Source organism: Copranaerobaculum intestinale (assembly GCF_009831105.1).
Taxonomy (GTDB): domain Bacteria; phylum Bacillota_I; class Bacilli_A; order Erysipelotrichales; family Erysipelotrichaceae; genus Copranaerobaculum; species Copranaerobaculum intestinale.
This window is the reverse complement of sequence record NZ_WUUQ01000004.1, coordinates 1-22,699: the sequence shown is the minus strand read 5'-3', so window position 1 is coordinate 22,699 and position 22,699 is coordinate 1. Positions and strand designations below refer to the sequence as shown.

Genomic DNA, 22,699 nt, shown 5'->3' with positions numbered 1-22,699 from the left:
AATATCGGTTACTCTATTCGATTACAATACTGATAGAATGATCGTTTTTTTGATCGGATTCATACAGCGGCCGTACCTGCTTCATGACACAAGTTACATTATGATTGCGGGAATCGACAACATTCACTCGTGCATAGGGCTGCTTCTCACCACCGTTGATCCGATAATACGGTTCATAGCCATAGGAATCCTGTGCTTCGACATAGTAAGTGCCGGTATCCAACTGCTCATTGATATACATGAAACGGTTGTTTTGATTCAGTGCAACTACCTGATCAATATCCTCACCGCTGAAACGCACATGGAACTCCTGCTTTGGCTGCGGCTTATGCAGAATACCGTCAGCATCCTCGACCATGACCTGAGCGGTAATTGAGCCGCGTACTGCCTGATCATCGGCCGTATTCAATATTTCCACCAAATTGCTTACATCCGGCCCAACAAAGAAGGCTGCTTCCGCAAGCGGCTCACCGCCGTTTACAATATAAGATGTCGTATAGCCGGCTGCTTGGGATTCCCGGAGCGTATAATTGCCCTCCGGAAGATTGTTCATATAGTGATACCAGTTGTTTGCCTGGTTCAGTTCAACGGTTTCATTCACACTTGGCCCCTGCACGATCACTTGGAACACTTCATCGTTTCGCGGCTTGCCCAAGGTACCGTTTTCCTGTACTACAAACTTCATGAATTCCAAACTATTGGCATCGGCTGTCAGCTCATTGATGATATCCACGTGATTAGCATTATTGTCAACATTCAGCTGACCAATCTCCACCGGTGCCTGGTTATTGATCCGATACGTCACCTGATATTCTCCGGAATTATCTGCTTCCTGTACCGTATATGTGCCCTTCGGCAGATCACTGATCGTTTCGATAAAGCGATTATCATAATTCAGCGTATAGATCTGATAGAAATTTGCGGACATCAGCGCAACTGAGAATTCATCTCCCAGTACCGGTGCGCTCTCTGAGCCGTCTGCCGACTTGATACGTTTGCGTAAGGTGATGGAGCCGGTAGATACACCAGGATAATTGATCATCTTTACTTCATTTACGTCATGGTTGACAAAGACCGTGGCATAATCCACTTCACTGCCATCGTTGATGATATAAGATACTTTATTCGGATTATCCACTTCACTGATCGTATAGTTGCCGTTGCTTAAATTTTCAAGCTTAACACACCAGTTGTTGGTGTTGTCAAGACGCTGTATCTCATTATATCCGGCCGCGGTGATACGCACCTGATAGCTGGCTGCACCGCTTGGCTTCACCAACTGGTTATCGCTGTTTCTCAGATACTTGCAGATTTGAATCGTTCCGCCCTGCGGCGGCGTCATCTGGGAATTGACCACTTGTACGATATTGGTGTTGCCGCGGACATCGATGATGCCGTTATCCACTTCACTGCCGCCGTTGACAATATAGGTGACCTTGTCGCCGGTAGTAATTTCCTGGAGTACATAAGTTCCCTCTCCCAGCCGGTCATATACAGTGCACCAATTATTATCACGGTTCAGCTTTGTACCGGTATTGAGTCCCGGACCGGATATATGCATCAAAAACTCTGCATCACCGCTGGGACGAACCAGTAAGCCGCGTTCATCGCGGATATACTTGCAAAGCTGAATACTGCCGCCGCTTGGTGACAGGGCGGTATTGATGACCTGCACATGGCTGGCGGTTTGATCAATGCGGACGATCGCATTGTCCACCTCCGAACCATTGTTGATAATATACGTTACTTTATCGGCTGTAGACAGCTCCTGCAGTACATACGTTCCAGTTGGCAGGTTATTCAGCGTATCACACCAGTCGTTGTCACGATCCAGGGTACGGGTCAGATTCAGCCCCGGTCCAGAAACATGCATCAAATATTTCGCATCACCGCTGGGACGAATCAACTGTCCCTGCGTGTTGCGGATAAACTTACACAAATGCAAGCTTCCGCCCTGCGAAGCTTCGCTTCGGTTAATGATCTGAACCGTATTTGCTTCCCCATTGACATAAACTACCGCATAATCGATTTCACTGCCGTCATTGACGATATAGGTGACATCATCGCCGTTGTTCATTTCCTGCACCGTATAATTACCCGGCTTCAGATTTTCCAGCGTCACACACCAGTTATTCATCCGATTCAGCTTTTTTGTTTCATTGTATCCGGCTTTTGATATCTGTACTTCAAATTCACGGTTGCCGCTGGGACGAATCAAATCTCCCGCAGTATCACGGATATATTTGCAAATCTGAATGGTACCGTTATCCTTTGTTTCCTCCTGATTGATGATATCTACCTGATGAGCTGAGCCAAGTACGGTTACGACAGCGAAATTCACTTCATTTCCGCCATCGATGATATAGGTTACCTGATGATCGCCTAATTCTTCTACGGTGTAGTTGCCGTCAGTGAGATTACTTAAGATCATCGTAAAGTTATTATTTTTATCCAGCGTAATGGTTCGATTGAAGCCGGACTTACTGACATGGATACGATAGCGGGCCGATGAATCCGGCTGCATCATTTGATTGTCAGCGCTGCGTACATATTTGCGCAGGGTAATCGAGCCGCGGTCTTGGACACTTGGCGTATTGATAATTTTTACCTCATTCGCACTGCCGTCTACTTCAATATAAGCTTCATCGCTCTCCGCTTCATCATTCACCATATATGAGACGGTGTTATCGCCGCTGTTTTTCTCCATGATCCGATAAGTGCCTGCTTGTAAATCATCAGCAGCCGCGCACCAGTTGTTGGCAGCGCTCAGGATCATTGTTTTTGCCATCCCCGGACCTTCCAGTACTGCTTCAAACACAGCCGATGAAGCAGGCTTCACCAGTTCGCCGCCGGCATTTCTCAAATATTTACAGATACGAATACTGCCGGCATCGCTTTCACCCTCGCGGTTGATCACACTGATGCTATGGCTGCCGCCGTTTACCGATACGCGAGCCGTTTGCGTCTCTGCTTTGCCATCAACGATATAAGTGACATCTCTGCCGCCTAGTTCTTCAACCTCATAGACGCCGTCTTGCAGCTGATCAACTTTGACACAGTAGCGATTTGCCTGATTCAGCGTAAATTCCTGTGAGAAATTGCCGCTTCTCAATACCACCTGATAGGTGCCCCTTGACGGCCGGCTTAAGCTGCCGTCGCTGCGGATAAACTTACAAATTTGAATAGCTGAGTCACCGGATGCGGAGCTATTGATCACCTTCACCTGATGAGCAGATCCCAAAACATGCACAACTGCTTCCTTGGTTTCCTTCCCTCCGTCTACCATATACGTTACCTGATTGCCCACAATCGGCACTTCCTTAATCAGATACATGCCGTCATCCAGCATTTCAGCTTTGACACAATACTCATTTTCCGCATTCAGAACGTACTCGCGGTCTTCGGCAGGACCACTCAGCACAATCTTATAAGCTTCATCGCCAATCGGCTTGCTTAAACAGCCGCAGCTGTTGTCACGATAGAGTTTGCAGATAGAAATACTTCCCTTATTACAGTCCATCACATTAATGATCTCAACACTTTGATCCTGTTCACTGATGGAAACCATCGCATGATTCAGTTCTCTTCCCCCATTGATGCGGTAGCGCACTTTTTCCATGCCCTCTTCCAGCTCCTGGACAATGCTGTAACGAGCTTGTTTCAATCCGGCAATTTCAACTCTCCATTGATTGGCGCTGCTGAGAACATAGTGATTTGAAAACTCACGGCTTTCCACATCAACATGGAAACGCATATTGCCGCTCGGTGAAAGCAGATTGTTATTACAGTCGCGGATCATTGCGTGAATACTCAGGATGCCGCTGTTCTGCATTTCTTCATTGATTACCGTAATATCCACATCCTCATCCATTACTTCAAATCGACCGTCCATCTGTTCACAGCCATTGATCTCATACATCGTTTCAAAGCCCTCATGATTGATTTCAACAATTTCATAGCGGCCATTTTTCACATCGTGTACTGTCATCTCAAAATTGTTACGATGTGTGAGATGCAGGGTTTCTTCACGTCCCTCACCGCTCAGCTTCATTGTGAAGTGCTGATCATTGGTCGGCTTTATCAGACACTCCTCTTCCATCATGCACTTACATACATGCACATCACAGCCAATTTTCGCAAAAATCAGTTTAACTGCCGTATCCCCGCAGTCAACCGGTACCCGGCCTTCCATAACCGGACAGCCGTCTACTTCTACTTCCATTTGATAATCGCTGTCTGCCGCACTGATACGATAAATACCGCTGTACAGATTCTCTAATCGAATGCACCAGTCGTTGCTGCAGTCGAGTGTATATTCTTCATTGCAGCCGTCCTTGGCGATACAGAATGTAAAAGCATCGCTGTCGATCGGATCATACAGGCTTCCGCCCTCTCTTACAAATGCACAGATATCCAGATTTCCGGTTACCCGATCCTGATTGATGACCTTGATCTCTACATCATTCATATCAACAAAGAAGATACCCTGCGTCATTTCTTTATCATCGATGATAAAGCTTGCATCGTATTCCGGACACATGGCCTCCTTGATCTCATATCTTCCCGGCCGTAAATCATCCAGACATAAACACCAGTTGTTGTCATAATTGAGATCAAAGGTCTGACAGTACGATTCCCCCTCGATCTTAATTTCAAAGCATTCATCTCGATGCGGTCTTACCAGCATCCCGCTCTCATCACGAATCCACTTGCTGACTTCAACATCGGCATGCGGAAGCATTTCGTTGATCATCAGGATGTGGACATCTTTCTTTGCAACTGAGAAGCTGCCGTCATTGCGGCACTCTCCGTCAATCATAAAGCTTACTTCATAGCCGCATGCTTTTTCATAAATGTGATACATGCCTGCTTCCAGCTGATCCAGACAGATCTTCCAGTCGTTGGTGCAGTCCAGCGTATAGTAGTCTCGGCAGTTTTTGCCTTCCACCAGAATTTCGAAACAGTCATCCTCTTCTGGCTTACATAAATTGCCGCACTCATCCTTGAGCTGTTTTTCAATCGTTACAAGCGGTACCGGTATCGTGTCATTTACTACTCTGATATCAATATCACTACGGCCTACTATAAAGGAACCGTCACTGTCGCAGCCATTGATTAAAATACGACCATTTCCCTTGATTTCCTTCACATGATATTTGCCTTCCTCCAGATCATTCAGACAAACTGTAAAGCTATTCTCCGCATCCAGCGTAAAGCATTCCTTGTACCGACGGCCTTTCAGCTCTATTTCATAGCAGCCATATTCCGGCGTATACAGCTCACCGTCGTCACATATCCACTTACTGATGCAGACTTCTCCGACACAGGTGCGGACCTGATTGATGATCGTTACTTCGATATCCTGTTCATATAATGAAACTGAAGCACGGTTTTTGCGTTTTCCGTTGATTTCATAGCTTACCAGATAACCATAATCATCCTTCTGGTAAATGCGGTAGCGTCCCTTTGGTAGCTGATCCATGCTGATACACCAGTTATTCTCACAGCTTAACACATATTCCTTAGAGAATTTGCGGCCTTCTACCAGCACCGTGAAGCATTCACGATCATCCGGTCGGTTGAGATCGCCGTCGCAGGTTTCAATGCGGCTGCAGATACGCAGTGTGCCAAAGCGATCCTCCGGGTTGATAATAACGATCTCATGCGGACATTCATCCATTTCCACACAGGCACAGCTGCGTTCACAGCCATCAACCAGATAGCGTACATTCTCACTGTTCAACTCGCTGACACAATATGTTCCCTGGCGCAGATCATCCGCACAGATTCTCCAACCATTACGGTATGAAAGGGTCGTATCCACACATTCTCCGCCGCCTTCCAGCCGAATTTCAAAACGATCACTGCCGGACGGCTTTACCAATGCTCCGCCTTCGGTTTCCATCATCTTGCAGATCGTCAGCGTACCGATGTGACTAGGACGTTCTTCATTAACGATTTTTACTTCATTGGTGCCACTTCCCTCTACGATGAAACGAGCTTTACGATTCATCGGGCAGCCGTTTACCATATACCATGTGTCCATATCATCCAGACACTGTTCCTTGACTTCATAACTGCCTTCGCGAAGATTATCGAAGCTGACACACCAATCATTCGCCTCGTTCAGCACAAAGCTCTCTTTCATGAAATAGCTTTTCAGCGTCGCATAAAACACATAATCACGTTTCGGACGCACCAGCTCACCATTTTCATTACGAATATATTTGCTGATGGTAACCCTTCCTTTACAGCGTTCGGTGTTGACCACTTTAACACTGTTGGAGAAGCCCTCACTCACATTGACACAGGCAGTTGTCATTTCTTCGCCGCCGTTCACAATATAAGAAGTGCTGTATTCATTGCAGTCTAGCTCGCATACCTCATAATAGCCGCTGCAGATCGTATCAATATCCACACACCAATTATTAGACTCGTTTAAATTAAATACTTCCTGACGGCCGCAGCCGGTAAGCATGACCTTAAAGCTTTCACAGCCGCATGGCCGATTCAGCCGCCCATGATCATCACGGATATACTTGCAAATGCGCAAACGTGATCCACAGCAGTCATCACTCACCGGATACGAATTGATGATCATAACGTCGTTGCTGTCACAGGCATCCATTTCCACCTGGGCATAATTACATTCCGGCATTCCGTTCACAATGTAGCTTACCTCATAGCCGCCGGTGCATTCTTCACTGATGGAATACGTGCCCGGACACATATCGAATAGATCAGCGGTAAAATGGTTGGCTTCATTCAACATCACGATCTGATCCATCGAAGCACCCAATACATGTACCGAGAAGCATCCATTCTGCGGTACAACCAGGGTACCGTCATCCTCGCGGATCAGCTTAGTCAATGTCAATATATTCGATGGCTTCTTGGTGAGGATCAACTGTGCTTCGTTATGCGTGCCGGCTAAAATATCCATTTCACCGCAATCGGTTTCCGGTCCGTTATTGAAACGATAGCTCAACGCATAACCCTCTGCATCTTCCATATGGATGCACACCATACCGCTGAACACATCCTGAAGCGTAACGTGGTGATCATTACCGCGATCCAGTGTGACCACGTGATCTCGTTTTGACTGCGTGATATGCACGACATAACAGTCATCATCCTCAAGCGGCACGATTTCATTAAATTCATTGCGTTTTACTGTGTAAAGCTCTAATTCTGTCGGATCCTGCTTCATACATTCGATACGCAGTTCATGATGATCGTTGCGGAAGTATATATGAGCATAATCCTCTTCCTGCACTTCCTCATCCACCACATAGCGAATCATAAAACGGTCCCCGTTCATCATCTGGTAACCATCCTTATCGGTCAAGACCGCAACTGCCTCTACCCCGGTCATATCGGTTAATGTCAGATGAGCAATACCATCATCATTGGCTGCCAACGGCAGCGTCTGCATCGTTTCCTTAGAATCACTGACTGTCAAAAATAGACCATCCGGCAACGGTGATACGTTGCCTGCTATATCCTTAAGCTGGACGATGACATCCAGTGACCCCGAAGAATTAGGCTGGCAGTCATCCGGGCCAATCGTTGCCAGAAGACTAGGAATACATCTGCCGAATACTACATTTCTCCATGAATTCATCTTTATCCTCCTTCGATATCACACACATACTTCAAGACACTCTATTATATGTGCCCAGTTGGAAAAGGATATTCGATTTTCATAAAAACTGATAAAACTAGAAAAAAAGCCGTGACATATAAACATCACCGCCCCGTGCTTTTACTAAAAAAGTCAGTCCTTATCAAGACTGACTATCCTATATTATATATTGGAATTCAAATCCTTCAGTATCATCTGACAGCTGTGATAAAATTCCTGAAACTGATCCTTAAAAATCGTTTCATTCAAATAAATCATAAAGAATTCACGCATCAGTTTACAGCCCTTGATCTTAACTGCCGCTAAAGCATGCTCCGCAAGCTCTTCACGGATTGCGCTTTGGTATACAAAGCCGATGCCGATCCCCTCTTTGATCATCTGCTTGATCACTTCATTGTCATTGATTACCATATGAGAACGGAAGCTGCCCACGCTCAGATTGTTTGTCTGCAAAGCCTGGTTCACTACCGCGCCGCATACATCATGCTCATCCCCGTGCAGCAGCCGCTCATCTAAAATATCATTGAAGCTGACCGTACCTTTTGATGAAAGTTCATGATCCACAGGAACTGCCAACACAATTTCTTCCTTACGGAGCGCCTGAGCGTGTACGGTACTGCTGTCAAAGTTGCCCTCGACAAACGCCATATCAATTTCACCGCGGCGCAGCTGATTCACCAGCTGATCGGTTGCATCTACCGTCAATTCAACCTCGAACATACGATCGGTATCTTCAAGCCGTTTCAGTACGGCGGGCATCCAATACTGGGCAATCGTAGCGCTTGCTCCCAGCTTCAGGCTTGTCTTGTCTTCATTCAAACACAGAATGTCTGAGAACACTTTTGAGCTGTTTGCCTGCAGTGCAGAAGCACAGCGGTATAAATATTCTCCCTCTTTGGTCGTGGTCAATTTTTTCTTAGCATAATGAAACAGCTTTACCTGATAGGCTGCTTCCAGATACTTAATATGCTGGGTCACAGCCGGTTGTGTAATTTTCAGATTTTTGGCTGTTTTCGTATAATTCATCGTCTGATAAAGATTCATGAATGTCAGTAATCGATAGTCTAACATATAGTTGATTCCTCCGGCCTTTATGTAATTTACAGTTTAACTATACAATGTCATAGTCAATCTTTCAATATCTTGAGTCATAAAAATGACAAATATCTACATAAAAACCGCTAAATTCTGCTAATTTATAACATTTTGTGTAATTTTAATCACAAAAGTGAAATTTTTATCATATGTCCTCAGTATGTTCTTCTACAATGTCGATTGTAATAGTTCCGGATATCGGATTCTGTACCGGAAATAATTCAATTTCGGTTTCATAAACCTGTGCATAATACAGATAAACATAGGTCAGCAATACAGCTGAACCAAGGTAATTCAATAGATACAGACCAAGGATTTCATAGGCAAGCGTCATCTTCTGCTTATCAAATGCCTGTATGATTGCCTGCTGGGTCGTAACACTGTTTTTAAACTGACCCTGAATCAGCAGCTGCAGTGCGAAGGATATCACCAGGCTGAATACCAGATAAGGGATCATAGCCCGCACCAGCGGCTTCCAGTTACGCTTCAGCAGCGTAATACACGTTGCTAGGATTGAGAATACCCCCTTGCATCCATCGTGTACCGCAAAAGCGAAGAAGCACTGCAAGATGACAACGATGACCGATACGATAAAAGCAAGCACCATGTAAAGCATAGGAATCGCTGTCAGCATGATCGCGAGCAGCATCATGATCATGGTGGAAAAAATACTCATCAAAACCGTAAAGCCAAGCTCGGTCGGAAACCGCTTCAGTGAATATTTTGCTTCTTCTATAATCGAACAGGAACCGCGAAGCGTAGATAAAAAGACAAACAGCAAAGCAAAATTTACGATCAATAATAAGCCGAACAGCAGCACATACATCAGCAGTGCCGATCCGCTCACATTCTCCGTGATCATTGCATCCGCATAGCCGATCAAGGCATTCAGCAGCTGCAGCACGATCACCATTACCGTAAGCTTAACCCGGTTATCGCGAAAACAATCCATCATCATGCGCTTATAATCCTGATAATTTTTCATAAACATCCTCCATCCTTGAAAAAAGAAAACAGCGTTATTTGACCGCTGTGCTTTTTTTCTTTGTCATCTCACCGACATGTTCACTTAAATAACGTTTCATTTTCCGTTTTGACAAACAGTCAAAAGCAATCCGTTTACCGTTTTTAAATGTAATCTGCACCGTATCAGTCGCAAAGCGCCCTACTTCGTAAGACCAGCTTTTTATCTCATCATAAAATACGATGTAGCACTCCTCCGCATCTTTTTCATTATAGAAAACGATGTAATCCTCATAAAATTCTGTTAGTATCTTATTTTTTACAAACACCAGATAATACAGGAATATGGCAATCATGAAAATGCCCCATAGATAGCTTGTCATGAAAAACATATACAGACCAATAAAAAGAAACAATGCGATAAATACATACGGCTTAGCGTTGATTTTGTCAATTGCTTCTCGGGGTTCTGGCAAGTTTCTGGTTTTTAGCTTTTTACTCCTTATATCCACGTTATTTACACCTCTGTTTACTCATAATTATATATCTTTTTCGGTTTATATCAACTGTATCACATAATTCCACTTATTTTTTTATCAAAGGGGGAAATGCGTGTATAATAGTGTCAGTAAAGGAGGAAATTCCTATGTGGAAGCAATTATCAGAATTTGGAAGCAGTTATCTGGAAAACGGACTTTTAAACTTTATCCTTTCCGTTCTCATTATCCTGCTCATATCCTTTATCATATCTAACGTTTTGAAAAAAGTGATACTGCATCGCGCGAAAGATAAACCAAAATTCGCACTGCGCATCAAAAGTATCATTGTTTACAGCTTTGCCGCCTACGCGATCATGATGCAGATCATACCGCTTCAGCGCATCGGGACAACTTTATTAGCCAGCTCCGGAGTTGTCGCAGTTGTCGTCGGCTTAGCGGCCCAGGAAGCACTCGGAAACCTCGTAAACGGCATGATGATCTCGATATTCAAGCCGTTTCGCATCGGCGATCTGATCAAATTAAACGACGGTCAGCTGGTTGGAACAGTGGAAGATATTTCACTTCGCCATACGGTGATCCGGACGTTTGAAAATACTCATGTAATGATTCCCAACAGTGAAATGAATAAGGCAACGCTTGAAAATGTCACGGACAACGGGAATCAGAAAGCGAACTTTCTGGAAATACCGATCAGCTATGACGCTGATATCGATATGGCTATCTCGATTATCAATCAGGCAGTATATGAACATCCGGACTTTATCGATGTACGTACGCCCAAGGAAATCAAAGACAAAGTACCTCCGGTCATCACCCGGCTGGTCGATTACCAGGAGCGCGGCATTCTCTTAAAGACAACCGCATACTCCAAAGATAACGCTATCGGATTCGCGATGCTGTGTGATCTGCGTCTCACTATCAAGAAGCGCTTTGATGAAGCAGGCATCCCCTTTGCCTATCCTTACCGGGTTGTCAAAATGAAGTCGTAAAAAAATCCCTATGAGATGATACCCAGAGTTGGACTGCCAACAAAGCGGGTCATTTCACATGGGATTTTTTATTCACGCTCAATGATATCTAAAAATTGTTTTTGAATGCAGGAAATACTGCTGTCCTTGAAAAAACTGTTTACCTGTTCTTCATCACGAATCCATTTAGAAAGAACATACAGAATACCGGACAGCCATCCCATATCACAAGCAGCACATTGCACACAGATGATCACCTGAATGATGCGGTGATCTTTTTCAATTGGTTTTTCCAGCTTACCGATTAAAAACGATGTCTCAGCCGCATCTACGCCGTTTAGCAGCACGGCAATGTGATTATCGCTGATGCACAGCGGCATTTCGTTGATCTGATTCCATTTTCCGGCAGAGTCATCCATCCGTTTTTCCAAAATGCGGGAAAAGGATTTCAATACCGCATGAATATGTTCACCGCGAAGGGATACGACCCGACTGCTTTTCAAATAGCGGGAAAAAGGAATATCCTTAAATTCTAAATACTGATAAAAATGTTTTACGGTGTGAATTTCCGATTCATCAAACGCATGCAAAACAATCAGCGGTGCACTTTTCGGCAATTCCAGCGGAACTGTGCTGATGATCAGATAGTAATCCTGTACATTAATTTGAGGAATCTGATAGGTATCCATCATCGTGAAGGTCACATGATACTTTGCCAGGGCTTCCTTCATCTGTGACAATATCGTTATCATTTCCGGACGGCCGCGGCCGCAGACCAGCGCAACCTTCTTCACTTCCGCATTGCGGCAGCGTTCCACTGCCATATTGAAATACAGCACCAGATAACCGAACTCATTAAAATCAATGTGGATATGATAGCTGGCTTCGATCTCCCGGCAGAAACCGGCTGTGATCCACGACGCATATAAATAACGAATCGTCGATTCATAGGCTAACGGATTCCGCATGACCATCCCCATCTGGATTCGTCTGATCATCGGCTCCAAGTGCAGAATCAGAAGATCGATCAATTCGAGATCACCGCAAAGATCAATCCGGTATTGCTTCTTCACTGCCCTAAGTCCCTTGATAATCACCTCCCGCAGATCATTCTGCCGTTTCGCTGATACATCCATCTGTTCATTAATATGTTTGCTGATCAAATGCATCGTCAGATAAACAACTTCCGATCGGGGAATATCCATATCCAGCACGTCTTCCAAAATTCCGCAGTATTTCAAAGCAGCTTCCCATTCAGGTGTGTCAGCCACATAGGACATCTGTTCTTCACTGCATTCTACATAATTGGAAAAAGTCAGTCTGCGCATCATGACCGCAATATGAATCATCAGATTTTCGACAGACAGATCTGACAGATGAATGTGATAATCCATCAGCACCGACAATAATTCATGACGAAGATGCGCCAGCTCTTTTTGATTCTGATTGGAATTGAACATAATATTATCTTTGACATAGAAGCGCTCCCCCACTGCATTATGAAAGAAATACTCGGCAATGCATTGGCGTTTAGCGCTTTCCTTTCCGGTGATGATCGTGCCCCGTGATGGAGTATGGATCAGCTTCAGACCATATTGCTGAAGATTTTCACGCACCATTTTCATATCATTGGTAATCGTTGATCGCCCGACATACAGTTCTTCCATAAAATCTTCAAATTTAATGTAATAATCTATGATCAATAATTTTTTTATGATGTAATTCACTCGCTCGTAGGAATAACGGGGAATATTCTGATCCGCAACCAGATCATTTTGTTCCATCAGCCGTACCAGTTCTTGATAAGATCGCTCATCATCGACATAGATCTGATAGCCGCGGCCCGGTTTTGAGCAAAGCTTCGCTCCATACGAAGCGATGATTTCGCCCAAAACCTGCAGATCTTTTTTCACCGTACGGGAGGTGACGCCGACAACCTGTGACAGATAATTACTGGTAAGCGGTCCTTCGCTCTTAGAAAGGGTATGAAATAATAATATCGTTCGCTTACTCAAATACATGCAATCACCTCATTCATATCCTAAACCATTAACTATAAAAAGTATAGTTTAGGAAGATTTTGGATGAATAATGGTTTTTACCGGAGATGTAGTTTCATACGTGCCAAAGGGAATATCACACCCAATGCCGTACAGCCAGCTTCGGTATACCGCGATCAGCTGAGCTGCCAAAATATACGGCAAGGCCAAATAGCATTCCGGAATATTCGTTCCCGCAAGCTTCACAACGCCATCACAGTACGGTGCATAGTCCGCTTTGGTGTCTGGGGCCATCACAAGAAAGAAGTTATGCTCATTTTCATATCCCCGCATTTCCTTCAGCATATCCAGTGTATAGGCATCTGCATATTCATCACCGGTAAACAGACACACGATCAAAGAGGAAAAGCGCTCTTTGACGAAGGAGGCAGGGCCATGGCGGTAGCCAAGCGGTGAATCATACATCGTACACAGCTTGCCTGCCGACAACTCCAGTGCTTTCAGCGCCGCTTCCTGTGCCAGTCCTTTCAAATTGCCGCTGCCCAGATAGATCAAGCGATCAAAAGCCCGTTCATTGACAATCTTCTTCAAGTCGCTGCTGTATGTGTTCAGCACAGCATTACCGTTTTTTACGATCCAGTCCACATAGGGAAGCTGCTGATCCAGGGAATCCAGATGAAAACACAAATAGCCGGACAGCACCATCGAGGTAAAGCTGGAGGTCATTGCATAGCTTAAATCATTGGTTCCCTCCGGCATGAGCACCAAAAGCGCATGCTCCTTTTGTTTTCCGTACTGTGCCAGCTTACCCAACGGATTACAGGTCAGGATCAGATGCTTTACCTGATTTTTTAAATACTGGTTGGCCAGCTCCACCACTGCTACAGATTCCGGTGAATTACCGCTGCGGGCACAGGATACCAGCACGGTCTTTTTCGTATCATCAAAATACAGCTGCGGATGGGACAGCAGATCAGTAGTACCGATCGAATATACATTTTTATTCCCATTCTTACAAAGTGATCGATATACCGTATTGCCGACAAACTCAGAGGTACCAGCACCGGTAAAGATCACCTCATCATAATCCTTTAAAAATTCCTGAAGCTCGTTTTTCATAGATTGAATCAGCTCATAGGTTTGCATCCAAATGGTTGGCTGCTGTTCGATTTCCCGAAGTACATAAGCTGAATTCTTAAGTATTTTCTCATCCGTATTCATACGATCAATCATATTGCATCTCCTTTCAGAAAAGAGGCAGCTACTGCCTCTTTTTGGGTAAAAATTGGATAGCCGTCTGCTGAGTGGTATGGATCATCATTTCTGCAAGCTCCTCCAGTGATAGCTCCAGATGGAAGATTACCTCGAGAATAGCTGATAAATTCATTCCTCCCACGACATGAATCCGAGGATTCTTCATCGCCATCATCGCAGCGGCCTGATATGGGGTAGCTCCCGCAATATCACATACGAACAAATAGCCTCCGTCGGTATCACGGTTTACAACTTCCTGATAAAGTGCAGTCAAAGCGGCGGCTGATGTACAGGTATCATAATTGATATAATAAATCTGTTTCTGCTCGCCTGCGATTGCTTCCAGCGTTCCTTTTACTCCGTCGGCATAGCATTCATGCCCAGTGACAATCAGATAATTCATGTCAGACAATATTCAGATAAGAGAGAACGACTGCCAAAACAATGATGCCGGCAATCAGAACCGTCGGTTTAATGCCTTTCTTCTTATACAGGTAATAAATCAGCATGGTGAATAACGCCGGCAGTAAGTTTGGAAAAATATTGTCGATTAAATCCTTCTGCAAAGAAATTTTATTCGCGCTGTTCAATACGATTTCCGGGGTCAGGGACAGCGATACAAATGATGCCACCAAACCGCCGATAACGGTTGTACCCAAAATCGTCGCGGCACGGGACACACGAGCCGTCTGTGATTTCAAAGAGGATACTGCCTTCGTTCCCAAACGATAACCCATATGAGCAAGCAGGAAACGACAAAGGAAGAACGCAAAGAAGACAGCGAAGAAGATTACTGGTCCCAGCACATTTCCCTGCTGGGCAATGGATGCACTGATTCCGGCGGTAATCGGCAGAACGGTAAACCAGAAGACCGCATCACCGATACCGGCGATCGGAGCAAACATGGAGTTCTTTAAACCGTTGATCAGATCACGCGGCTCTCTTGCCTCTTCCATCGCAACGATGATCCCCATTAAGAAAGGAGCCAGCGTTGGGTGGGTATTGATAAATTTAGTATGATCCTTTAAAGCCAGACCGAGATTTTCTTTGTCATCACCGTAAGTTTTCGCCAAGGTAGGAGCAATGGATGCTGCCCAGCCTGCACCCTGCATACGCTCATAGTTAAAGGAAGCCTGCAGGAGCACAGAACGTGCCGCCATCTTGGTTATATCTTTTTTCGTTAATTTATTAGATTCCACGTTTTACACCTCCTGACGCTTTTTCTTTACCGGTATTGTGATAATCAAGCAATGCCAGGGCACCGCCGATCAGGGCAACCGGAAGGATATTGCCAAATGAAATGAAGCAGGCGCATACAAATCCGATGATCAAATATGCCATGAATTCGCGTTTCAGCAGAACCGCCAGCAGCATACAGAAACCAACTGCAGGCAGTAATCCGCCGGCAACACTGAGTCCATTCATCAGACGTTCCGGGAAGGAATTGACAATGGATGTAATCAAATCCTGAGCCGCATAGGTACAAAGGAAAGTAACAACTGCAAAGCATAAGCCGGTAATGATCAGCGTTAAGACATGCAAGCGAACCAGGCCTTTGGCATCGCCTTTTTCTGCCATATTGTCAGCAGGTTTCATGAAAAATGCAAAGATCGTACCTTTTAATGTTCCTAAATACTGCATCAAGAAGCAGAATGGTAATGCCAGCGGGAATGCTTCACTTGGTTTTATTCCCTGCGTAATTGCCAGATACGTAGTCATGATGCCGGCAATCGTACCGTTTGGTACCGATGCTCCGCCGGCTGGCGTCAAACCGGCAAACGCCAGTTCTACTAAGCCTCCGGCAATGACGCCGGTTTCCAAATCATTTAAGATAATTCCGCTGAAGGTCGCAACCATGATCGGACGGAAGAGAAAAAACGCTTCCATCAAATCATCAAGACCGACAATAAATGCCATACTGGCAAGCAGAATCCCCTGTAGTAATGTAATTTGCATAATGCCTCCTTATTTAAATTGTTCTGCCATTTTTCCTGGTATTTCCTGTATAAATACTTCAATTCCCTTGTCTTGCATTGCATGAAGATTCTTCAGATCTTCATCATCAACAAAGACTTTTAAACTGATTTGATGCTTTCCCTCTTCAAAGTGCATGTTACCGATATTCACTTTTTTGATCGGAACATTGCCTTCAATCAGCTTCAGCATTTCAAACGGTGTTCTGGTCACAATAAAGATCCGCTGATCATCGGATGCATTCCAGATGATGTCGATGGTTTCCTGTACGGTAAAAAAGCGGATTTCAGCTCCTGATGTCACTGCCGTGAGTTCCATCAATTCCTGCTGCACCTCTTCATGTGCCACTTCATCATCAGCCACGACGATTAAATTGGCTCCCAGATAATTTGTCCAGGAGACTCCAACCTGCCCGTGCACAAGGCGGTTGTCTATTCTCCCCAACAGAATATTCGGCTGATCCATAATCCTGTTCTCCTTTCTACTGTTTCCAATATCTGATATCTGCCTGCGCATCAGCAGTTATCCGTTTAATATACGCTTCCATGTCCGCCTCCAGCGGCTGCAGCGCAAATTGAATCAGCATCAGCATATTTAATCCGCTGATGACATACATATTCGGTCTTCCTTTCGCGGCATTGACAGCCACCTTGGTACTGCTGGCAATCGATAGCTCACTCAGCACCAAAAAGGTATCATTTTCATTCCATTCTTCCAGCAGCTTTTTCTGCACTGCTTCCAGACTTGCTCTTGCATCCACACCAATACAGCGAATAAAGGAAGTATCCGCAAGAAAATTATGCAGCGTTTCCAGATAGGCATCCGCCAATGTATCATGTGTGATCAAAATTAATCGCTTCATACATCAATATCCTTAATGAAATCCTGAATCGGCTTTCGCTTCTCACTGGGAATTTCCTGTACATAGACACAAGCCCGCTCTCCGATTTTACGGCATAGCTCAATATCTGCCGCATTGAGCGCAACCGAATCCTGAATGCGCAGTACATGACTGCGGGATCGAAGACCTCCGATATTCAATTCGGTAATCATCGGAAATTGTTCGAGGATACATTGAGCATCACGCAGATTCTTAATGACTACCATGATCCGTGAGTCACTATCTGCGGCTTCTTTTAAATATAAAAATGCCTGTGACAGATCCTGAATGATGATCTGAACGCCGCGCGGTTTGGCTAAACGCAATGACATCATTGTAAATTCATCATTCACCGCTGCCTGATTGGCAATTAAAATGGTATCTGCCTGCAGATGCTTGGTCCATGATATAGCCATCTGCCCATGTAGTAAACGGTCATCTACACGTACCAAAACAATCATATATATCCCCTTCTTTCATTTCCTTAATTTTATTATAAAAGATTTCCAAAAAAGTAAAATGGCTGTTTTTTCACTATCACTGGTGAAATAAGACAGCCACAATACACGTTTTCCATAATATTCCTTTCCTTATTAGGATTGTCAAAAAAATAGGTATTTCGGATATGGTGTTTTCAAAAAAGACTTTCGAAAACCATTCAGGATATGATTTACCTGAGGATAAACATCTGCAGAAGCGCTAAAGCCAATAGATCGAGCACGATCGTTAAGATTACAAAACATATGGTGAGGAATCTAAATGTAATCAATACAATCGTAAATCGAAGCATGCATTCTCAATAACAAAAAGAGTATCTCAAAAATATGAGATACTCCATTAGTATTGTGGAACATTACTGCACTATTTCCCCATCTTTATTAATACGAATAATTTCAAATGGAATTGCCCGTTTGCTTTCTTTTAAACTCTTTGCCACAAACGGTACGGCGTTTTCACAGCATTCTTTGTCCATAATCACCAGCATCATTGTTTTGATGGTATGTAGACTTAAAATATCCTTTAGCCGTGCATGCAGAGACATCGCATCATGCGGGCAGAAAATCAGAGCAACCTTATCTTTGATGAATCGCTCATGGAACTGAGCATAGGCAAAGGCCGTGCAGTCAGCCGCCAATAAGAGGTCACAATCATCAAAATGATGATCATCTACCGGTATTTGAGTCAGCTTGATCGGCCAGTTATAAAGTTCTGAATAATTCATAGAATCACAGCAGCCTGAACAGCAGCCAGTTTCTTCATGAACCTCATTATCCTCACAGACCAATTTCACAAAAGCATCAAAATCATGCACATTATCACCTCATCACGCATATCATATAGTACTTCCATGTAAATTTCATGTCATATGCTCAAAGAAAAAGCGACTGTACCGACAGCCGCCCTTTTCCATTATTTCTTTGACAAGATTTCCATGCCCTTTTCAAGACGATCAAGTCCCTCCTTCAGCACAACATCGCTGGTCGAGAAACACAATCTTACATATCCGGCAGAATTGGGGCCGAAAAATGCATCTGATCCCGGTACTAGGGCCAGCTTTGCTTCCTTCTTCATAAATTCAACAAAGCTCTCGCTGTCCATACCGGTTTCCTTAATGTTGATAAACAATACAAACGTCGCATCGGGCTTCACCACGCTCAGCTTCTCTATCGCATTAATACGGTTTACTGCATAATCGCGATTTTTGGTAAGCTGTTCAACAAAACCGTCCACCCAATAAAAGCACTCATCCAGACAGGTCTGGGCTGCTACCTGTGATAAAGAGGAAATACCACCGGCAGTTGTCAGCACTTCGCTGGCTTCCACAATTTTCTCAAAGAGTTCTGCATCCTGCGCATAAATACAGCCGGCCCGCAGACCCGCCACCCCAAATGCCTTTGAAAAGCCATAAATCGTCATCACCTTGTTATTTTTAGTGGGATCAAGATGCAGAATACTGTGAAAGGTATTCGGCGGATATACAATATCCGACCAAATTTCATCATTCATAATATACATATCATGCTTAAAGCACAAATCCTGAATCAGCTGAAGATCCTCAAGTGTATACAGCTGACCAAGCGGGTTGTGGGGATTGCATAAGCCAAGCATTTTTGTTCTTGGAGTAACATAGTCCTTTAAGGTACTGAGGTCGATATGACCGTCTTTGATGTTTGCCGGGAAATAGATACATTTCGCCCCAGCCGCGGTCATCGATTTTTTAAACAGAAAGTCAACCGGATCAAAAATAATACACTCATCACCGGGTTTCAATACTGTTTTGGCAGCGATATACATCGCTCTGGCAGCACTGTCAATCGGTAAAACCAATTCAGGGTCAACCGATTCCTTTTTACGTTTCCACATCGCCTTGGCAATACTTTCTTTCAGTGATGTAAATCCGGTCTTTGGTGTATAACAGAAATAACCTCCCTGAATATAGCGAATCAATGCTTCACCGATTTCTTTTGCGCATGGGAAATCCGTATCCGCCGCAGTCATCGGAAGCACACCGTCCTCCATTTCCGCCCAGCGAAGATTATAAGCACGTTCCTTTAAAATCTTAAAATCAATCACCTCATGATCAAACAAACCCATTCTAACACCTCTTTCTTTATTTGTTTCATCATAAAGAAGGATTGGCGATAAGTCAATAATCACTTGCTTTTTCACCCTTATAAAAAGCCCGCTTTCACATGTTATTCTTTTATAAATCTACTTGATCGCAGCTGTATGATTATATCCGTTTCATGAAATTTATATAAATAATCATTACTAGCAAAATAAAGCATAGCAAAATATATTAGATCAAATTCAATTTTATCGTAAAGCTGTTCCCGGTATGACATATAAATAGACAGTTATATTTTACGAATATTCCCTTGACCGGTTTTTTCTAGTATAAATTATTTCATAAAACCTTTATAATGAAAATGATCAATGATGAATATGTAAGGATAAGAAATACAAGGGAGGGCTGTTTATGGATGAAAAAAACTTGAAAGCAAATATTTTTTTCAGTTTATCTCCAGAACAGAAAAGAAGCTTTCAGTCATACATTCCAACAAAAGTATATACGACCGAAAAATACGTAGCTATTCTGGTTGCCATCAGCCAATTCGTTATGATTCTATTATTTCTTTTCGGCAATAAATTATCTGCGGCATCTCCACGATCTCTAGGTTATTTCAGTTTGTATATTTTTTTATTTATTATGACTTGTATCGCTCTTGTTTTATATCCGTATACGGTAAAAAAGAAAGAATTAAAACAATTTTTTTGGCTCCGGCGAGGTTATACTGTAGTTTTATGTATCTGGGTACTCGGGGTATCTTATATGGAATTGGTCGGCGGAAAGGGGCTTTCTGTATATTGTTACTTAATACCCACAACCGCAGCAGTGCTGCTTATGACACCTGTTGAAAGTGCTGTTATTTTTGGCGGATGCTGGCTGATTCTGGTTATTATGGCAATTTGTTTTTCGCCAAATCACAGTAATAGCTTTGCTTATATAGTAAACAGCATTTTGGTAACTGTATTAGCTTATTACATATCCTTTCGCTACTATCGCAGTACTGCAATTGAATTTAGTGATCATGATACAATTTCAAAGCAGTATGATGAAATTCAAAAGAAAAATGATCTATTGGTTGAACTGGTTAACGTTGACCAGCTTACCGGATTAAAAAACCGCCATTATTTATTAGAAATTTTATATCTAATTTTTGATTATCCGCATAAACACTATACTTTCAAGTATTTTGCAGTATAGAAAATCATTCATTTTACCACGAATTTACCACGATTGAATGAGCCTTGATATGACCATTATAATAACACCCAAAAGACACCATTACACCTAAATGGTGTCTTTTTAAAAGCAGTCAATCCTAAGACTAACTGCTTTGTATGTAGAGATATGAAGTTGTCAAACTGAAATTTACATAAATCTGCTTATCAAATTATATGCTGTGATTACATAGATAAAAATTGCTATACCCGTAAATATCATAGCATCTTTCTTCGCACCCTTATCATAACACTCCTTTGCCTTTGTCAAAAAGGTTAATCCCATAAATACAAACATAATCGGCAGTGTTATATCAGTGGACACTATGTTCATTAGTCCCAGAGAGCCAAAAATAATAGTTAATACGCTAAAGATTGCTTTCCACATACGCATACATAGTCCTCCTTTGCAAATTCAAATCTGTCCGTTTCTTCATATCCATATTATAACAGTTCCATATATCTGCCACAATAAAAATCAACATACCCTTTAAATATTTTCTGCATTGAACATACACACTTTTTCTTTCTTCCTCTTGATTACCCACCACAGAAAAGAAAAAGCCCTGTCAAGAGCCTTGCCACCATTGGTGGTGCTTTGCACTCTTTACTGGGCTTTTTGTTTGCTGTATCTTCCATGCAAGAGGAAATTAAAGACCTCTGTTCCATTTCGCCTTTAGATAATCTTCATAATCTCCCTCATTAAAGTCTACTTGTGGAGAAGTATTAGGAATATTTTTTCTGTTATCTATATCTGCAAGTTGACGGAATATCCAGTCATCATAAGGGTTGTGATATTTGTATTCTTTCGGCTGTTCTCTGTATCGGTCTAACCCTCGCATTTCCTTATGTACTTTCATCATGCGTTCTATTTTTTGACGCTGTATCAACTGTTTGATTTCCATAAGTTCTTCAATTTCTACAACCTCATTAGAAAGATAATTGCTGATGTATCTAATCAATATGGTTTCCATGTAAAATCTGTATTCGTTTTCATTATCGAAAAATTCATTTTCAGACAGATAATCTAAAGAAACATTGAAGTCCTGTTCCCGTTTGATAATATCCATGATATATGGCTCGGTGTGGTCGATATACTTCCATTCTCCCGACAATAATTCATTGGGCGTTACACCCAGCACGTCCATTATCTTTTCCAGCGTATCAAAGGTAGGATAATTCACACCTCGTTCAATCTTGGAAAGGCTCTGCATATTGATACCGATTTTATCCGCAAGTTCCTGCTGTTTCATTCCTCTATGTTTTCTTATGGTCTGTATGTTCTCTCCTAAGAAACTGATTTTCTTTTCATAATGCTCCATAACTTAGTATAACCGCTCCTTTCGTTGCTTTTTTTGGTGTTTATAAGCATATCATACTTAATATGTATCTAAAAGTCAACAAAAACTTCTTGACAAGTAATTCTAATGACGTTATTATCGTATCAGATAGAGTGATTAAGCACGCTAGGGTCAATCACACGCTTGAGTAAGCATAGAAAAGATATATTTTCACTTTGATAGCATGAATAAACATGGACTATCAGACCGAAAATAAGGTTTCTGACTGGGGCTGTTCCGTTTAGCCACGAGCCTTACAAGGCTCGTGAGCGTTAAGAACGGAGCAGACACAGG

18 protein-coding genes are annotated in these 22,699 nt (G+C 43.1%); 2 read left to right on the top strand and 16 right to left on the bottom strand.

Annotated features, from left to right (window positions below; genetic code table 11):
• Positions 1 to 13: 13 nt before the first annotated feature.
• The 4 genes from GSF08_RS09545 to GSF08_RS09530 all read right to left on the bottom strand — a co-directional run bounded on the left by GSF08_RS09545 (position 14) and on the right by GSF08_RS09530 (position 10,215).
• The gene (locus tag GSF08_RS09545) at positions 14 to 7,624 is read right to left on the bottom strand and encodes an MSCRAMM family protein (protein WP_160625578.1); all 7,611 of its coding nucleotides are present in this window, start codon (positions 7,622 to 7,624) and stop codon (positions 14 to 16) included.
• A gap of 183 nt (positions 7,625 to 7,807) precedes the next feature.
• Positions 7,808 to 8,716 (bottom strand): LysR family transcriptional regulator, encoded by a 909-nt coding sequence (locus tag GSF08_RS09540; protein WP_160625577.1) that lies wholly within the window; start codon positions 8,714 to 8,716, stop codon positions 7,808 to 7,810.
• Positions 8,717 to 8,885: 169 nt separating this feature from the next.
• Complete coding sequence (locus GSF08_RS09535; protein ID WP_160625576.1) at positions 8,886 to 9,725, bottom strand: hypothetical protein; 840 nt, start codon at positions 9,723 to 9,725, stop codon at positions 8,886 to 8,888.
• Positions 9,726 to 9,759: 34 nt separating this feature from the next.
• On the bottom strand, positions 9,760 to 10,215 hold the full coding sequence (locus GSF08_RS09530) for a hypothetical protein (RefSeq protein ID WP_160625575.1): 456 nt from the start codon (positions 10,213 to 10,215) through the stop codon (positions 9,760 to 9,762).
• A gap of 134 nt (positions 10,216 to 10,349) precedes the next feature.
• Here GSF08_RS09530 and GSF08_RS09525 point away from each other — a divergent pair, with 134 nt between their 5' ends.
• Positions 10,350 to 11,192, top strand: a complete 843-nt coding sequence (locus GSF08_RS09525) for a mechanosensitive ion channel family protein (RefSeq protein WP_160625574.1) — start codon at positions 10,350 to 10,352, stop codon at positions 11,190 to 11,192.
• Positions 11,193 to 11,260: 68 nt separating this feature from the next.
• On the opposite strand, the gene GSF08_RS09520 is transcribed toward GSF08_RS09525, so the two are convergent.
• From GSF08_RS09520 to GSF08_RS09475, 10 genes are all read right to left on the bottom strand, one after another.
• The gene (locus tag GSF08_RS09520; protein ID WP_160625573.1) at positions 11,261 to 13,192 is read right to left on the bottom strand and encodes a BglG family transcription antiterminator; all 1,932 of its coding nucleotides are present in this window, start codon (positions 13,190 to 13,192) and stop codon (positions 11,261 to 11,263) included.
• A 48-nt stretch (positions 13,193 to 13,240) separates the two neighbouring features.
• Positions 13,241 to 14,404 carry an SIS domain-containing protein gene (locus tag GSF08_RS09515; protein ID WP_160625572.1) on the bottom strand — a complete coding sequence of 388 codons (1,164 nt, stop codon included), beginning with the start codon at positions 14,402 to 14,404 and terminating at the stop codon, positions 13,241 to 13,243.
• A gap of 28 nt (positions 14,405 to 14,432) precedes the next feature.
• On the bottom strand, positions 14,433 to 14,828 hold the full coding sequence (locus tag GSF08_RS09510; protein ID WP_160625571.1) for a PTS sugar transporter subunit IIA: 396 nt from the start codon (positions 14,826 to 14,828) through the stop codon (positions 14,433 to 14,435).
• Position 14,829: 1 nt separating this feature from the next.
• Positions 14,830 to 15,624: a PTS system mannose/fructose/sorbose family transporter subunit IID gene (locus GSF08_RS09505; RefSeq protein ID WP_160625570.1), complete on the bottom strand. Its 795-nt coding sequence runs from the start codon at positions 15,622 to 15,624 to the stop codon at positions 14,830 to 14,832.
• Positions 15,614 to 16,381 carry a PTS sugar transporter subunit IIC gene (locus GSF08_RS09500; RefSeq protein WP_249806056.1) on the bottom strand — a complete coding sequence of 256 codons (768 nt, stop codon included), beginning with the start codon at positions 16,379 to 16,381 and terminating at the stop codon, positions 15,614 to 15,616. The genes GSF08_RS09505 and GSF08_RS09500 overlap by 11 nt, the downstream gene beginning before the upstream one ends.
• A gap of 9 nt (positions 16,382 to 16,390) precedes the next feature.
• Positions 16,391 to 16,864, bottom strand: a complete 474-nt coding sequence (gene agaB / locus GSF08_RS09495) for a PTS galactosamine transporter subunit IIB (RefSeq protein ID WP_160625569.1) — start codon at positions 16,862 to 16,864, stop codon at positions 16,391 to 16,393.
• Between the two features lie 16 nt (positions 16,865 to 16,880).
• A complete protein-coding gene (locus GSF08_RS09490; RefSeq protein WP_160625568.1) occupies positions 16,881 to 17,261 on the bottom strand; it encodes a PTS sugar transporter subunit IIA in 381 nt (126 codons plus the stop codon).
• A complete protein-coding gene (locus tag GSF08_RS09485; RefSeq protein ID WP_160625567.1) occupies positions 17,258 to 17,740 on the bottom strand; it encodes a PTS sugar transporter subunit IIB in 483 nt (160 codons plus the stop codon). The genes GSF08_RS09490 and GSF08_RS09485 overlap by 4 nt, the downstream gene beginning before the upstream one ends.
• Positions 17,741 to 18,132: 392 nt before the next feature.
• Positions 18,133 to 18,591, bottom strand: a complete 459-nt coding sequence (locus GSF08_RS09480; RefSeq protein WP_160625566.1) for a hypothetical protein — start codon at positions 18,589 to 18,591, stop codon at positions 18,133 to 18,135.
• 98 nt (positions 18,592 to 18,689) lie between these two features.
• Positions 18,690 to 19,874 carry a pyridoxal phosphate-dependent aminotransferase gene (locus GSF08_RS09475; protein WP_160625565.1) on the bottom strand — a complete coding sequence of 395 codons (1,185 nt, stop codon included), beginning with the start codon at positions 19,872 to 19,874 and terminating at the stop codon, positions 18,690 to 18,692.
• Between the two features lie 385 nt (positions 19,875 to 20,259).
• Here GSF08_RS09475 and GSF08_RS11575 point away from each other — a divergent pair, with 385 nt between their 5' ends.
• A complete protein-coding gene (locus GSF08_RS11575; protein WP_249806054.1) occupies positions 20,260 to 21,048 on the top strand; it encodes a hypothetical protein in 789 nt (262 codons plus the stop codon).
• 168 nt (positions 21,049 to 21,216) lie between these two features.
• On the opposite strand, the gene GSF08_RS09465 is transcribed toward GSF08_RS11575, so the two are convergent.
• On the bottom strand, positions 21,217 to 21,459 hold the full coding sequence (locus GSF08_RS09465; protein ID WP_160625564.1) for a hypothetical protein: 243 nt from the start codon (positions 21,457 to 21,459) through the stop codon (positions 21,217 to 21,219).
• A gap of 256 nt (positions 21,460 to 21,715) precedes the next feature.
• Entirely contained in the window at positions 21,716 to 22,387 is a 672-nt protein-coding gene (locus tag GSF08_RS09455; RefSeq protein WP_004612630.1) for a helix-turn-helix domain-containing protein, read from the bottom strand.
• Between the last annotated feature and the right edge of the window lie 312 nt (positions 22,388 to 22,699).

Bases quoted from the DNA above. Each gene is read 5' to 3' on its own strand.
- GSF08_RS09545 (WP_160625578.1), bottom strand. From the start codon at position 7,624: ATGAATTCATGGAGAAATGTAGTATTCGGCAGATGTATTCCTAGTCTT.
- GSF08_RS09540 (WP_160625577.1), bottom strand. From the start codon at position 8,716: ATGTTAGACTATCGATTACTGACATTCATGAATCTTTATCAGACGATG.
- GSF08_RS09535 (WP_160625576.1), bottom strand. From the start codon at position 9,725: ATGAAAAATTATCAGGATTATAAGCGCATGATGATGGATTGTTTTCGC.
- GSF08_RS09525 (WP_160625574.1), top strand. From the start codon at position 10,350: ATGTGGAAGCAATTATCAGAATTTGGAAGCAGTTATCTGGAAAACGGA.
- GSF08_RS09520 (WP_160625573.1), bottom strand. From the start codon at position 13,192: ATGTATTTGAGTAAGCGAACGATATTATTATTTCATACCCTTTCTAAG.
- GSF08_RS09515 (WP_160625572.1), bottom strand. From the start codon at position 14,404: ATGATTGATCGTATGAATACGGATGAGAAAATACTTAAGAATTCAGCT.
- GSF08_RS09510 (WP_160625571.1), bottom strand. From the start codon at position 14,828: ATGAATTATCTGATTGTCACTGGGCATGAATGCTATGCCGACGGAGTA.
- GSF08_RS09500 (WP_249806056.1), bottom strand. From the start codon at position 16,381: ATGCAAATTACATTACTACAGGGGATTCTGCTTGCCAGTATGGCATTT.
- agaB (WP_160625569.1), bottom strand. From the start codon at position 16,864: ATGGATCAGCCGAATATTCTGTTGGGGAGAATAGACAACCGCCTTGTG.
- GSF08_RS09490 (WP_160625568.1), bottom strand. From the start codon at position 17,261: ATGAAGCGATTAATTTTGATCACACATGATACATTGGCGGATGCCTAT.
- GSF08_RS09485 (WP_160625567.1), bottom strand. From the start codon at position 17,740: ATGATTGTTTTGGTACGTGTAGATGACCGTTTACTACATGGGCAGATG.
- GSF08_RS09475 (WP_160625565.1), bottom strand. From the start codon at position 19,874: ATGGGTTTGTTTGATCATGAGGTGATTGATTTTAAGATTTTAAAGGAA.
- GSF08_RS11575 (WP_249806054.1), top strand. From the start codon at position 20,260: ATGGATGAAAAAAACTTGAAAGCAAATATTTTTTTCAGTTTATCTCCA.
- GSF08_RS09465 (WP_160625564.1), bottom strand. From the start codon at position 21,459: ATGCGTATGTGGAAAGCAATCTTTAGCGTATTAACTATTATTTTTGGC.
- GSF08_RS09455 (WP_004612630.1), bottom strand. From the start codon at position 22,387: ATGGAGCATTATGAAAAGAAAATCAGTTTCTTAGGAGAGAACATACAG.